Genomic DNA, 14,559 nt, shown 5'->3' with positions numbered 1-14,559 from the left:
TGATAGTTACTTATACCCTGAAAGCATATATTTATGACATAAAAAGGAGAAACAATGCAAAATTCATTGATTAAAGAATTAAAAAGTTTATACACGGGTGAAGGCTTTTCAAGTGTAATGTTCTTTCTTATCTGGATGTACTGTTGTTTCAATCATGAATATCAGGAAATGGCACGTAGCCTCCATATTGCTGTTCCGCTCATAACGTTATGTTTTATTCTTGCTATTGGTGCGTACTTCTGGAAACTGATGCATGACGTAGTAAAGAAGCGTGGTAAGATGCATATGACGATTAAACAGCAGCATTTGTTCATATTATTTAAGCGTGTATCTATTGTACTCATCATGATTTGTAGTATGCTATTTATCTATGCATTGATGACAAGTGAGCGATATTTAATGTTAAGTACTTTTTTACTTTGCTTTGCGATCGTTGAATATATCAATTATTTTCATATACGATTATCCTATTTGACACCGCGAGAATTTGCTGCGCTACTTAAACATAGAAGGTTGAGACGATCACACTTGAATCGTATCATGCATGAGGAGGTTATAGATTGAACTTAAAACAAATTGAAACGAAACATTTAACAGCAGTGCATGCTTTGATTGATATTATACAGAATAAATTAACCGGAGAGCTCACACAATCTACGAGTGAACTCATCGAAGAACGCCGCTTTGCGTTTGAAGAGCTTGGTACAGAAATTTCTGATGATGCACAGATAGAATATTCACAAGTACTACCTTCTTTAAAATTACAGGAAGAAATTCAGGTTAACCGAAACAAGATTACCGAGCAGATTAATAAGATGAAAGACCGTCCTTATTTTGGTGCTGTTACATTAAAAGATGATGCGCATGAAACAGAAAAGTTTTATATTGGATTAAATAGTCTGAAAGACCCTTCAACAGGAGATCTCATTATCTATGACTGGAGAACACCAATTGCCAGTACTTATTATGAGAACCAACTTGGGGAAGTAAGCTATAATGTACCGACTGTCGGTACACAAGTCGTAGATGTATTGTCACGCATTCAGATTGTAATTGAACATGAGCGCCTGTTAGATGTCTTCGATTCAGAAATATATATTGGTGATGACGCTTTGCAACATCTACTCGTTGATAGTGCAAAAGACAAGATGAAGTCTATCGTTACAACGATTCAGCAGGATCAGAATGCAATTATTCGTATGACTTCCAACCACGATATTTTAGTATTAGGACCCCCGGGATCTGGTAAAACTTCGATTGCAATGCAGCGTATTGCTTACCTTCTATATTTACATAGAAATAAAATGACAGCAGAACATATGCTGTTTATTACACCAAATGAGATGTTCGGTGATTATATATTTGATGTATTACCGGAGTTAGGAGAAGCACCGATTAATGCGACGAGCTTTTTCAGGTTAAAAGATAAAATGAATCGTCGTCACTTTCATGTCGAATCGTTATTTCAAAATATCGAGCGCATGCGTTATGCAGATGATTACGCACGAGCGTTATTTAAAATTAAAAATAGTAAGTTACTGTTACAAAAGATGGATCAAAAGATTGCATCGATTGCAGTGAAAAATATTAAATTTAATATATTAACGATTGAAGGCACGCCTTTTGTAACGAAAGAGCATCTATCTTATTTATTTTATGATAAATTTGGTGAATCTCCGATTGATGCACGCCTTAAAAAAATTCAGGTAGAATTACAGCCGATCTACGAGGAACACTTACAACAAGCGATAAAAGACAGAACGAAAGCATTAAAGAAAGTAACACGATATATTGGTACAGACGAAGAACTTGAGATACGTGCTAAACGTGAAAAGACAAAACAATATAAAGTGCTGAAACAATATATTAAAGATATACAGTTTATCAATATTGAACGTATTTATCTCAATATATTAAAGTCGATAGATCAGAACGCATACGAAGCAACACTCAATCAATTTAGAAACAAACAAATGTATTATGAAGATATAGCGCCTTTGCTTTATTTATCAATTAAGATAAAGGGATTGCACAGAGAAAGTATGATGCAGCACATCATTATTGATGAGGTGCAGGATTATTCAGTCGTCCAATTAGCAGCAATTAGTGCGATATATCCCAATGCACGAAAGACGATGCTCGGAGATAGTAATCAAATTGTACATCCTGCAGTGACATTTGAATTACCAGATGACATCAATGTCATTCATTTAACAAAATCTTATCGTTCAACAGTTCAAATTACTGAATTTACGAAAGGTTTGATAGGTAATGATGATACAGAGTCTTTAGGTGTTCAGGGAGACGATGTAATAGAACTGGATTACGAAGCGTTTGTTAATACTGTAGAAGCATTGCAATCTGAAAGTGTCGCCATTATCGCACGTGACGTTCAACATGCTAATAAGATAGCCCAGACTTTAAAGGGATGTACTTTATTAACACACGATCAATATACATTCACTAAAGGAAAAGTTATCATGCCGAATTACATGGCTAAAGGATTTGAATTCTCGCATGTATTTATTGTCGGATTTAATCAATATGATCTGGAGCATGACCAGTTGCTGTTATATACAATCGCCAGTAGAGCGACACGTCATCTTTATTTAGTAGGTGATATCAATGATTAGTATTATAGAACCAATATTTAAGTAAATTGAATGTCAGGTAGAAAGTATCAAAATGCTTGCAAACAAAGTAGATATATTTATGTTAGAACAGGAAATCTATCCGGGTGGTAAAACTTGCTTTGAATTGCTAACACATATTGCATTAATACCTGAAGCTGATGTAATGATCATCAAAGGTGCAGGGAAGTCTGAAATGGATGATTATTATCATTACTGGCAAAAAGAAGTAACATCAATTGAAGTATTTGAAGCGAGACTCGAACTCAGCATGAATATTCTGCTTGATTTTTATAATCAACTGGAAGAAGATGAAATGCTTAATATGAAAATGACCTATTGGCAGACACGTCAAACTTATTTAGACTGGTTGCTCGTTATTTTGACGCATTTAACGCATCATAGAGCTCAGCTGTATAGTGCGATTAAACAATTTGGTGATGATGAAGGATTAAGTAATTTATTTGAATAAAAAACAGCTGACTATTTTGTCAGCTGTTCCATAATTGATGCGTAAACTTCATTCCAGAATTCAGGTGTATTTTTATATTTTTCATGAATTTGATGGTGTACTTCTTTTTGTTTAGATTCAAAATCTTTATCATCTTTAGCAGGTAAATCTTTACGTAAATCCATAACAAAATTTTGAACTTTCTCAGCGCGTGGACCCCAGTTTGTATATTCATTACCCGATTCATCCAGGAAGATAAATTTTGGAATAGAACGTCCACCATTCGTTAAATACTGATCCATTAAATCTAAGTTTGAATCACGTAAACTAATGCTTAACGGCATATCTGTCGCTTCCGCAATTTTCATCAGCACAGGTAAGTTCATCATCGCGTCACCACACCAATCTTCAGTAATGACGATAGCTTTTAAATGTTTGTCTTTTACAGTTTGTAAACGTGCGTCATCTACAGGTAATTCAAAAGTTTCATAGATTTTATGCATTTCTGCTTTATTTACTTCCATTTGGTTAATATATTGCTCTAAAGATAAGCCTTGATTAAAATATTCGATTAAAGTCGTCATAAGTGCCTCCTGTAAGCTTTAATAATATAAATGTATTATAACAATATCAGAATAATCAAACAAAAGATATTATTTTCACCATTTATATGAACAAATATTCAAAAATATTACGGTATATACGGATGTTTACCATGATGTGAAGTGATACACTTACCTTAGCTAATAATTTTTCATACATGTAAGTCTTCTCTATGGGTAGTTTAACTACCCATCTTTTTTTATTTTCATCATTTGTAATTTTATGGTATATTGGTAGAGATAAAATAGGAAAGTGTGTGAAGTATGAAAAAATTCGTAACAATGATTATCGTGCTCATACTAAGTGTGATTATCGCATTATGGTTATATAACTATTGTACTACACCTGACAATGATTTAAGTGAAGAACGCTTAGGAGATATTAAAATCGGTGAAAATTATGAAGAAAAACATAAAGATTTCGTGAAAGACTCGCGTATTCAGTTAGAAGGTAGAACATTTTATCGATCTATTAAACATAGAGGATTAATCATAAGAAAAGATAACAAAAACAATCATATCACAGCAGTTTCTTTATTTAAGAACCCTGCTGTTAAAACGAGTCGTGATATTACTATCGATAGCACGAAACAAGATGTTATCGATGCATACGGAGATACTTATAAAAAGTCGTTATTACCGAAACAGCAGACACAATTTCATTATAAGGATAAAGAACATCATATCGGCATGAAATTTGTATTAAGAAATGATTTGGTAAAAAGAATAGAAATATTTGCAGAGTAAGAGGCGATATTGATGCCTCATCTTTTTTGTTTTCATTTACTTCGGTTTCCGATATAATAGTATCAACAATGAGATTGAGGAGGAAATTATTTGAACTATAAAGAAATTGTAAAAAAATATGCCGAGACTGTCGTAAGCGTAGGTTTAAATGTACAACCAGATCAAACGGTTGTAGTAACCGCTGATATTGATGCTATTGATTTTGTGCGTGAGGTGACAAAAGCGGCTTACGAAAAAGGTGCAAGAGAAGTTATTCAGAAACTAACTGATGGTCCATCATCTCAATTGAAATTTGAATATGCGCCAATTGAAGTGTTTGAACATATTCCGCAATATAGAATTGATGAAACGAATGATTTTGTACAGAATAAAGTAGCACATTTACGTGTCTATTCACAAACGCCTGAGTTATTGAAAGATGCAGACCCAAAAAAGATTGCTGCACAGGCAAAAGCATTAGGTGAAGCGAATAAAGATTTCTCAAGAGCAGTTGGTCGTTATGACTTCTCATGGTGTATTGTAGGATTTCCAAATGATAAATGGGGTGAACTTGTATTCCCTGAATTCAAAGGAGAAGATGCAAAGTTAAAGTTACTTGAAGCGATGATAAAAGCAGTGCGTGTCGATCAGGATGATCCTGTAGCTGCATGGAAATTACATAATGAAACCTTAAATAAAAAAGCACAGCAGTTGAATGAAAAAGCATATGATAAATTACATTATAAATCATCTACAACAGACGTTGAAATTGGTTTGACGAAAGGACATGTGTGGTTAGGAGCGAGTGCGATAAATTCTGACGGCGTAGAGATTCAGGTTAATATGCCAACTGAAGAAGTATTTACTTCACCAGACTATCGTCGCGTTAATGGTGTTATTGGTAATACACGCCCGCTTGCTTATCAAGGCGCAATTATAGATGACTTTAAATTAACGTTTAAAGACGGTGTGGTTACTGACTTTGAAGCAGGAGTCGGTTATGACGTTCTGAAGAATATGCTAAACAATGATGAAGGTGCACGTCGTTTAGGTGAAATTGCATTAGTACCAGACGATTCTCCGATTTCTAACTCTGGCATCCTTTATTACAATACGTTATATGATGAGAATGCATCTTGTCACGTTGCATTAGGTCGTTCGTTCCCTAATGCGATTAAAGATGGTAAATCTTTATCCAAAGAAGAATTGATGGATAAGGGGTTAAATCAATCAATGATTCATGTTGACTTTATGATGGGTGGCAGTGATCTATCAATTGATGGTATTAAAGAAGATGGGACAGTTGAACCGGTATTTAGAGATGGTAACTGGGTGATTTAATTTTTAGTGGGTGAGTGGTCGAATTAAGCTGTAATTCGCCCACTCAAGCACATTTTAATTTCAATATAATAAATGAGTGGGCGAATAACATTGTTTTCCGCCCACTCATTTTTATTCTACTGCACTCTCAGTAATAGTAAATATTTTATTATCGGCATCAATTACCGCATTTCGTCCATACGGTACAATACATTTTGGTTCGTTATGTCCAAATGATGCATTAAACAACACCGGTTTATCCTCATGTCCCCATTCTTTCATGATCTTCTGAACGACTTCTTTATATTCATCATATAAATGACCGTTTTGAGGACGTCCAAATATAATACCGTTAATACGGTCTAAAGTACCTAACGCACCTAAACTACGCATAAAATCTTCCATCAACCATTGTGGCATCAATACTTCAGAGGTTTCTAAAAATAATATCGCACCATCAAAATCTGTTTCATCCGGATAGACATCAGTGCCACGTAAAGAGATCATTAACTCCAGACAACCGCCAATTAACGGTCCGCTTGCCTGTCCTTTTCCATTTACTACGTCATATCCAGTATTATCAATTTGTTCACGGTCTATTAATTCATTTTCTTTATCCCAGCGTAATCCGTGTTTGTATACAAATTCTGATGTCGGAATGTCACCGATGATTTCATTCTGGGTTAGCGTCTTATTAAAATGATTTCGTGAATATTCTGGAAAAGCATTATTCTCTGCAAAATCCGTAAGTAGTGACAAACCATAAAAACTTGAAAATCCAGCTTTTAAACAAATAAAATGTGTAAACGTTGAATCGGAGTAACCCATAAAGATTTTAGGATGTTGACTAATAATCTCAATATCCAGATAAGGTAGCAAACGTACGCTATCATCGCCACCAAGCGTAGAGATAATCGCCTTAACTTCCGGATCAATAAATGCTGCCATTAACTCTTCAGCACGTGCTTTCGGATGATCATAGTTAAATGCGAGACCTTTTAACGCGTTAGGCATAACTTTTACTTTGTAGCCCATCTCTTCAATACGTTTAATGCCAAGCGTTGTACGATGTTTCATCGTTGGCTCGCCTGCTAAACCTGAAGATGATGAAACAAGCGCAATCGTGTCTCCTTTATTAAGGCGTTTTGGTTTCTTAAGTTGAAGCATAATATCACCACTTTCGATAAAATTATCTCAATTATATCAGAAAATTTAGAATATAAAACGGAATATAAAAAATGAGTAGTCGGAAAAGATTACTTTCCTGCTACTCATTTTATAAATTTATATTTCACTGTCTATTTTAATAGATTGTTTCGGTGCTTCCGTAACATGTAGCTTTGGTAATACGATATCCAGCGTACCATCTTTTTTATAGGTAGCTTTAATTGCTTCCACCTGAACATCTGGTAAGTATAAAGAACGATGCATTGAACCGAATGAACGTTCACGTTTAATGTAGTTGTGTTCATTGTTCTCAACAACCGATTCTTCAAGGCGTTTCGCTGTAATACTTAATGCGTCATTTTGATAGTCTAATTGAATATCTTCCTGTTTAATACCTGGTAGATCTACATGAACAGTATAATCATTATTTGTTTCTTTAATATCTAACTTAAAACTATGATTATAAGCATTATCTGCAAATTGACTGACTGATTTCGTTAACATGTCGTTTGCAACATCAAATACATTTTGTCCGCGAGAAAAGATACTATATTTATTATCCATGTTCATCACTCCTATTGATTTGATATATTTATCATAACATTAAGGTCAAATATAGTCAAAATATTGAGTGTCATTTGTAATAGCATCTAATAAATAATCGACGGTTGCAATAGTATAGGTTGGTTGTGCCTGTCTAATCTCATCTGCATCTCCGTAACCATAGAGTACACCGATTGTATCGATATTATTTTTTTGTCCACCGATGATATCATGTTTGCGATCACCGATCATGATGCATTCATCTCTATTGAGTCCGTGTGTATCAATGACATGCTGGATGACTTCTGCTTTATTAGTCCGTGTGCCATCTAACTCACTACCGGTAATAGACTCGAAGTAATGTGCAAGATTAAAATGTTCTAAAATCGGTACAGCAAAATACGTTGGTTTACTTGTTGCGATATACAACTTTTTATCCATCGATTTTAATGCTTGTAATAGTAATGGAATGCCTGGATATACTTCATTTTCGAACATTCCTTTATCGCTGAAGTATTCTCTGTACAGTTTGATTGCTTCGGCATTAATGTCGCCTGATAATTGATAGAAAGTTTCATAACTTTCATGCAGTGGTGGACCGATAAACGGAATAAGGGCTGCATTATCCGGGGCTTCAATATTTAATTTTTGCAGAGAATAGATAATGCTATTCGTAATGCCCATATAAGGGTCAGTTAACGTGCCATCTAAATCAAAAAGTATATGTTGATACATTAATGGATGCCTCGTTCATATTGCATAGGCACATCAATATCATCGCGTAATGCTTTCACAGCATGGATTGCCCAGTATGGATCGTTAAGCATTCCGCGACCGACTGCAATTAAATCTGCATCATCGTTACGAAGTGTCATTTCAGCTGTTTCGGGTGCGTCTAAAATACCTACAGCAATTACGGGTACATCAAACTTTTCTTTGAAGCGTTTTGCAAATGGTACTTGATAGCCAGGATAGTTACCTGGTTTATCAATGCCAGCAGGTGCTTCACCTCCTGTAGAAATATGAAACATGTCGACACCAGCATTTAAATATTTTTCTGATATGGCTAAAGCATGTTCTATATCATAGCCACCAACCATATATTCTCGTGCAGAAATTCTAAAGATTAAAGGCATATCTTTCGGCATTACTGATTTTGCAGCTTTAATTACTTCAACGCCAAACAATGAAAGGTCCTTGCCGTATTCATCGTCACGTTTATTGATACCTGGGGAATGGAATTGATGAATTAAATAACCGTGTGCTCCGTGAAGTTCAATTGCATCAAACCCAGCTTCAACTGCGCGACGTACACTTTCTTTATATTTAACGACCATCGCTTTAACTTCTTCGTTTGAAAGTTCACGAGGATGGCGTATTGGACCGAAATCTGTAGGTTCTTCAACTGGCGTTGTAGATGATGAAACCGGTGTTTCAACATCGCGTGCTTTTCGGCCGGCATGAGCAATTTGAATAGCAGCTTTTGCGCCATTATTATGAATACCTTCTACGATATGTTTATAAGCTGGGATTTGTGCATCATCCCATAAACCGAGACAGTTTTTCGTAATACGACCTTCTGGTTCAACATTTGTCATTTCTACAATAATAAGCCCTGTTTGACCAACAGCACGTGATGCATAATGTACGTAATGCCATTCAGTAGGTGTTCCATCCTCTTTTTCTACAGAATATTGACACATCGGTGGCATAACGATTTTGTTTTTTAGTTCCAGGCCTTTAAATGAATAAGGGGTGTTTAATAAAGTTTTCATAATGATGCTCCTTTAGTTTTTTTATTTATTATAAAACTTCTAACCTAAGAATGATAAACATCTGTTTGAATAACTTTGCTGAATCGTATCATTAATTAAATATTAATTAAATTTACATTTTAGTTAAATGAAATATCATTTTAAATAACGTATAATGAAAGTAAGTGAAGGTAAAGGGTGTGTATGAGATGTTTGAAGTGAAAACAGAGATTAAAATTATTCCTGATGGCTACGAATCTACAAACCGCTATTTCCATAAACATGTACTAAACAATTATTTAGAGTTAGGTGTAACATTGGTCGGTCGATGGGTGAATGAGGACAAGACAATTATTACAGAGGTTTGGGGATATTTAGACGAAAAGCATTATCGAGATTTCTTTGAACTCCGAAAGAAGACGAAACATTATCAAAATTCGTTACCGGATAAGCTCGCAAATGATAAGTGGATTATTTCAAAGAAAGATATGATCATAACGCCGACTGGTGATTATAAGATGGACTTACATATCGTTTCTACAAATGTTCTCGTACAAAATGAAGAAGATGAAGTATTGCTGGTTAGAAGTTTACATCGTAGTGATACGTTAGAATTACCTGGCGGTCGCTTAGATAAAGACGAAGATATGATTAGTGGCGCTGTGCGAGAAGTAAAAGAAGAAACTGGATTAGATGTTGCGATTAAAGGTTTATTGTACAGTTCGCATAATAAAACGAGCGGGGTAGTCAACTTTACATTTCTAGGTGAAGTGATTGGTGGCACGCTGCAAAATAACGATGAAGAGACGACTGATGTAGGATTTTATGCTATCAATTCAGAGAATATTTCGAAGCTTGTGACACGTAAAGTTTCGGAAGACCGCATACTTAATGCATTAGAGAAAAAAGCACAAAAATTTGATCTGTATGAGAATAATCCGTATAAAATAATTGAATCATTTAAATAAACCCTGAATCTACGTCGATTCAGGGTTTATTTTATTCACTGGCAAAAGTAATATCGCTGTTGATTTTTCCCGTAAACGATTGTACTGGTAGTGGTTTACCATCTAACCAATCCTGGAAGTTTAATGTTGTTGGTGTGTTGTTGCCACCGAGCGCAAATTGGATGCTTAAATCTTTAGGAAAGTAACAACTTGTATGAATCGTTCCGCTCCAGCTGGAATATAGTTCGCTGAATATGCCAGCTTCAGGGTCATTCATTATTTTAAATGCATTAGCGGCATCCGTAGTTCGATTTGTCTGCGCTTTTAAATTACGCATACGCATCTCAGAATCTGTTAGTACACGTCGATTCTCATGTGTTAACACTTCGAAGTGATTTGTGCAGTAATGATGTTCACGTACAATGATGTCGCGCGGTGTGGCTTCGACGATTTGCGTAATACCTGTTTTATCAAGCAGAATGTAGCTGAAACTAGAGCGGTGTGGAATTTCCTTTAAGAATTGCACAGCATCATCAACCGACTGACAACATTCAAGGATCATACGACCAATCATATAACATACGAAACCATCTCCGGGTACTTTGCGATGCATGAAATTATATCCCATCGTAAGACCGTGTTCATTCATCCCGTCCATTCGACCTGTGATGCGAGAAACGGGTGCCATAGTCGCATAACCTGAATCCGTGGGTTGGAAGAAAGTGAAACGGCCATCATAAGTAGCAGGATGATAATCATAGTTTCTAACTAAAAAATCTTCGGTGGTGAATACACTACATCCGCTAGGTTTAGCATATACGCGGTAATGACCGAAGTTCTGTATGATTTGAGTCATATCCATCTTGAGTTCAGCTTGTAAACCGAGCAGTTCCTCCCAGATACCAGGGGCGAAACGTTTAAATGCAGCTTTTGTTTCCTGAATATCTATATCGAAACGTGGGCGACGAATACGCCATTCACGCTCGCGATTCTCCATCATTAATGTTGTTTGAAGCCACTTTCCCTGTTCTATCCCGAAATCGAAATGACTCCCACGAAACTCTGTGATTACACTTTTAACTTGTTGCATTGATACACCTCCGTAAACACTATAGAGAAAGTATAACAAAGAATAAATAGAATGGATAATGTAAAGTTTCCTTTACGTAAAGGAAACTTTACGTTATCATGATATTGAAGAGGTGAGTGTATGAGGAATAAATTAGCTGAATTTAGAAAGTTACATGGATACTCACAGGAAACGTTAGCAAAACAACTGAAGGTATCAAGACAAACAATTATTTCAATTGAAAAAGGGAAGTATAATCCATCATTACCACTTGGAATGATGATAGCTGAAGTTTTTAATGTAAGTGTTGAAGCAATTTTTATATTAGAAGAAAGTGACTATGAGTGAGGAGGATGCGTATGTTTAATCATTTAGAAGGCAATAGACCGATGTTATATTTTCTTGGCGGTGGATTGTTACTGATATCATTATTTTTTATGTTAGTGGTGTTCGAGAAACCGGAACTATATGCGATGCAGTTAGTACTTGGCATTCATATGATTTTAATTGGAATACAAAATCGAGATAAATTGTTAGATGAACGCGTTGTCGCATTAAGCAATAGAGCATTTAAAACATCTTATATGGTGACACTATTTACAGGGATGCTATTTTTTACACTATATACGTTTGGATTAATCACTTTAAAAGCAGAAAGTGCAATTGTGATAATTTTGGCTATAATGTTTTTATCTTTTTCAGTGAGTAATTTCATGCTATGGCGAAAATATTAGGAGGATGTGTATGTTTAGTAGAAGAAAACTTAGTAGAGGAGAGTTGATTATTTTTGGTACGGTAATTACTTCGATGATTCTTATAGCTTATATCGCTTCAGGGTTTACTATGGATGGAGGAATTATGATTATGGCAGTAGGATTAAGTTATTTAATTAATGCAATAGAACCTGGTGCTGAAGTGGATGATGAAAGGGATCAACGTGTATTACTTGAAAGTTTTAGATGGATGACAATGTGTTTATATATTATATGGGCTGTATTATACATTGGAGCTTCGTTTAATTTTTTTCATCTTTCTAAAGAAATGTATATTATCATACCGATGGCGGTTTGTATCCTTATACAATCAATAGCTAGAGTAATTCTTAGTAAATATATCATGTGATTAAAAATTTAAGTTGAGCATGAATATTGATAGGCGGTTCTAATCGAGAACTGTGCCAAAACAAGCAAAATGGCCCGATTGCAAGAGGGAACCGTGCCAAACAAATGAAATGGCCCGATTCCAAGAGAGAATCGGGCCAAAACAAGCAATATGGCCCGATTCCAAGAGGGAACCGTGCCAAAACAAGCAAAATGGCCCGATTGCAAGAGGGAACCGTGCCAAAACAAGTGAAATGGCCCGATTGCAAGAGGGAACCGTGCCAAAACAAGTGAAATGGCCCGATTGCAAGAGAGAACCGTGCCAAAACAAGCAAAATGGCCCGATTGCAAGAGGGAACCGTGCCAAAACAAGTGAAATGGCCCGATTGCAAGAGAGAACCGTGCCAAAACAAGTGAAATGGCCCGATTGCAAGAGGGAACCGTGCCAAAACAAGTGAAATGGCCCGATTCCAAGTAAGAATCGGGCCATAATAATTTCTAAAATCAACTACTAGTAAACACCAACTGCATCCCAAGCTGCTTTAATAGTATTTGCTTCTGTTTGACCGTATAAGTCTAAAGCTGATTGGATTAATGCTTCTTTAGTATCTTTAAAGTTAGATGTTGATGTTAAGTAGTAAGATAATGCACGATAATAAATTTGTTCTGCTTTTGATTTATCCATTTTTGTTACAGTGTTGTAGAATGCTTTGTTAGGGATTCCTGAGTTGATGTGTACGCCACCCCAGTCACCGCTCTTAGTGTTAGGTAAGTATTGGAAGTCATCCATGTGTGATGGTTGATCATAAAGTTCTGGTTGAGAGAAGCTACGTAATGCATCTCCAGCTCTACCTGGTGTATAAACATCTTCACCCATTAAGAAGTCTGGGTCTACAAAATAACCAAATACGTCAGACATTGATTCGTTGATTGCACCTGGTTCATTTTCATAAACAAGTCCTGCTGTGTGCTCAGTTACAGCATGTGTTAATTCATGTGCGATAATATCGTTAGCACCTGATAATGAAGTGAAAGTAACACCATCTCCATCACCATAAACCATAGCTTCGCCATTCCAGAAAGCATTGTTGTAATTTGAACCATAGTGTACTACAGAATAGATTGGAGCCCCATTATCATCATAAGAGTCACGATTGTGAGTATTTTTAAAGTAATCGTATACTACATCGCCATAATAATGTGCATCAACTGCTGCTTTTTGACGAGAAGAAGTGAAGTATTTATCTGTATCTCTTACAATGTCAAAATTTGTTTGTGTATTATATGCATCATAAGTTTCAATATTTCCAGTATGTGTAGTATCAGCTAGATAGAAGTAACTACCTTCCTGGAAGATATTTAAATTTTTAAATCTGTTATCAACACCGTATCCATAACCTGTTGTTGCAGCATCGAATAACATATTTTGTTTTTTGATAACTTCGCCTGTTTCAGCATCAATTTGTACGTGCCAGTTTGCTGCTTCAGGAGAAACGTAGATTAATTGAACATTGTATACATATTTATTTTTATCTGCATTGATTGCCACTTCAGCTTTTTTAACGACTTTACGGTTATCAAGATTTTTCACTTTATCTTTATCAGCACCGACAGCTTTGAATGCTAAATCAACCGCTTGATCTTGAGATAATTTTTGTGTGTTTGTTGGGTCCACATCTTTTTGGTCAAGTTCACCATTTACATGAACGACTTGATTTTTATCGTTAACATGAATTTTAATTTCTTTATTTAGAGCTTTTTTACCGTTATTATGAGGCTTTAATGTATAGTGTGTGAATCCTTTGTCGTCTTTTTCTACTTTTGTAATTTCATATTGTTTATAAAATTTCTTTGCAGCTTTGTCACCTGGTAAAGATTTTAAGAAGTTTTTTGCATCGATTTTAGATTGTACTTTCTGAAGGTGGTGAAGTGATTTGCTTGTTTCTGTTTTAGCAAAAGCTGTTTCGCCTTGAGTTAAACTTGCTAGTAAAGTCGATGATAATACGATAGCAGGTAAAATGTACTTTTTATTCATTGATAACACTCCTTATTTGTCTAAAATTTAATTACAAGTTTTATTATAAGGATTATCAATTTTAATACACTCGTATACACCGCAATTATTTTTACTCAAAAAAGTTAACATGAAAATATTATACTCATCATATGGTTATTTCATAGCAATATTTAAATTTTATATTGAACAAAATCCTTTATTTTTAAGAGATTTAACAAAATAAACAATTTATT

General features: G+C 35.3%; 16 protein-coding genes. 9 read left to right on the top strand and 7 right to left on the bottom strand.

Annotated features, from left to right (window positions below):
- Positions 1-54 precede the first annotated feature (54 nt).
- From KFV12_RS11145 to KFV12_RS11135, 3 genes are read left to right on the top strand one after another with little or no spacing between them, the layout of a single operon-like run.
- Positions 55-564, top strand: coding sequence for a hypothetical protein (locus KFV12_RS11145; RefSeq protein WP_239243309.1), 510 nt, complete (start codon positions 55-57; stop codon positions 562-564).
- Entirely contained in the window at positions 561-2,633 is a 2,073-nt protein-coding gene (locus KFV12_RS11140) for a HelD family protein (RefSeq protein ID WP_254256769.1), read from the top strand. Before KFV12_RS11145 ends, KFV12_RS11140 begins: the two co-directional genes overlap by 4 nt.
- A 52-nt stretch (positions 2,634-2,685) precedes the next feature.
- Positions 2,686-3,102 carry a DinB family protein gene (locus KFV12_RS11135; protein WP_254256768.1) on the top strand — a complete coding sequence of 139 codons (417 nt, stop codon included), beginning with the start codon at positions 2,686-2,688 and terminating at the stop codon, positions 3,100-3,102.
- Positions 3,103-3,113: 11 nt separating this feature from the next.
- Here the strand turns inward: KFV12_RS11135 and KFV12_RS11130 are convergent, their stop codons facing one another.
- Complete coding sequence (locus KFV12_RS11130; protein WP_111715741.1) at positions 3,114-3,665, bottom strand: thioredoxin family protein; 552 nt, start codon at positions 3,663-3,665, stop codon at positions 3,114-3,116.
- 282 nt (positions 3,666-3,947) lie between these two features.
- On the opposite strand from KFV12_RS11130, the gene KFV12_RS11125 reads away from it, so the two are divergent.
- Both KFV12_RS11125 and KFV12_RS11120 read left to right on the top strand, forming a co-directional pair.
- Positions 3,948-4,430 (top strand): hypothetical protein, encoded by a 483-nt coding sequence (locus tag KFV12_RS11125; protein WP_254256767.1) that lies wholly within the window; start codon positions 3,948-3,950, stop codon positions 4,428-4,430.
- Positions 4,431-4,520: 90 nt separating this feature from the next.
- Positions 4,521-5,750, top strand: a complete 1,230-nt coding sequence (locus tag KFV12_RS11120; protein ID WP_111715744.1) for an aminopeptidase — start codon at positions 4,521-4,523, stop codon at positions 5,748-5,750.
- Positions 5,751-5,861: 111 nt separating this feature from the next.
- Here the strand turns inward: KFV12_RS11120 and KFV12_RS11115 are convergent, their stop codons facing one another.
- The 4 genes from KFV12_RS11115 to KFV12_RS11100 form a co-directional block, all read right to left on the bottom strand.
- Positions 5,862-6,896 carry a S66 family peptidase gene (locus KFV12_RS11115; protein ID WP_254256766.1) on the bottom strand — a complete coding sequence of 345 codons (1,035 nt, stop codon included), beginning with the start codon at positions 6,894-6,896 and terminating at the stop codon, positions 5,862-5,864.
- A gap of 117 nt (positions 6,897-7,013) precedes the next feature.
- Complete coding sequence (locus KFV12_RS11110; protein WP_170122497.1) at positions 7,014-7,460, bottom strand: Hsp20/alpha crystallin family protein; 447 nt, start codon at positions 7,458-7,460, stop codon at positions 7,014-7,016.
- Between the two features lie 45 nt (positions 7,461-7,505).
- Positions 7,506-8,174 carry an HAD family hydrolase gene (locus tag KFV12_RS11105; RefSeq protein WP_111715749.1) on the bottom strand — a complete coding sequence of 223 codons (669 nt, stop codon included), beginning with the start codon at positions 8,172-8,174 and terminating at the stop codon, positions 7,506-7,508.
- Positions 8,174-9,214, bottom strand: a complete 1,041-nt coding sequence (locus KFV12_RS11100; protein WP_254256765.1) for an oxidoreductase — start codon at positions 9,212-9,214, stop codon at positions 8,174-8,176. Before KFV12_RS11100 ends, KFV12_RS11105 begins: the two co-directional genes overlap by 1 nt.
- 188 nt (positions 9,215-9,402) lie before the next feature.
- Between KFV12_RS11100 and KFV12_RS11095 the strand changes: the two genes are divergently transcribed.
- On the top strand, positions 9,403-10,161 hold the full coding sequence (locus KFV12_RS11095; protein ID WP_111715752.1) for an NUDIX hydrolase: 759 nt from the start codon (positions 9,403-9,405) through the stop codon (positions 10,159-10,161).
- 31 nt (positions 10,162-10,192) lie between these two features.
- On the opposite strand, the gene KFV12_RS11090 is transcribed toward KFV12_RS11095, so the two are convergent.
- Positions 10,193-11,230 (bottom strand): C45 family autoproteolytic acyltransferase/hydrolase, encoded by a 1,038-nt coding sequence (locus tag KFV12_RS11090; protein WP_111715754.1) that lies wholly within the window; start codon positions 11,228-11,230, stop codon positions 10,193-10,195.
- A 120-nt stretch (positions 11,231-11,350) separates the two neighbouring features.
- Here KFV12_RS11090 and KFV12_RS11085 point away from each other — a divergent pair, with 120 nt between their 5' ends.
- Genes KFV12_RS11085 through KFV12_RS11075 form a run of 3 tightly spaced genes read left to right on the top strand, consistent with a single transcriptional unit; the run spans position 11,351 to position 12,331 of the window.
- Positions 11,351-11,557, top strand: coding sequence for a helix-turn-helix transcriptional regulator (locus tag KFV12_RS11085; RefSeq protein WP_111715756.1), 207 nt, complete (start codon positions 11,351-11,353; stop codon positions 11,555-11,557).
- An 11-nt stretch (positions 11,558-11,568) separates the two neighbouring features.
- A complete protein-coding gene (locus KFV12_RS11080) occupies positions 11,569-11,943 on the top strand; it encodes a hypothetical protein (RefSeq protein ID WP_254256764.1) in 375 nt (124 codons plus the stop codon).
- Positions 11,944-11,953: 10 nt separating this feature from the next.
- Complete coding sequence (locus KFV12_RS11075; RefSeq protein ID WP_254256763.1) at positions 11,954-12,331, top strand: hypothetical protein; 378 nt, start codon at positions 11,954-11,956, stop codon at positions 12,329-12,331.
- 489 nt (positions 12,332-12,820) lie between these two features.
- On the opposite strand, the gene KFV12_RS11070 is transcribed toward KFV12_RS11075, so the two are convergent.
- The gene (locus tag KFV12_RS11070; RefSeq protein WP_111715761.1) at positions 12,821-14,344 is read right to left on the bottom strand and encodes a M4 family metallopeptidase; all 1,524 of its coding nucleotides are present in this window, start codon (positions 14,342-14,344) and stop codon (positions 12,821-12,823) included.
- Positions 14,345-14,559 lie beyond the last annotated feature (215 nt).

The organism is Macrococcus epidermidis, assembly GCF_024205965.1.
GTDB lineage: Bacteria > Bacillota > Bacilli > Staphylococcales > Staphylococcaceae > Macrococcoides > Macrococcoides epidermidis.
This window is presented reverse-complemented; position numbering and strand designations above follow the sequence as displayed.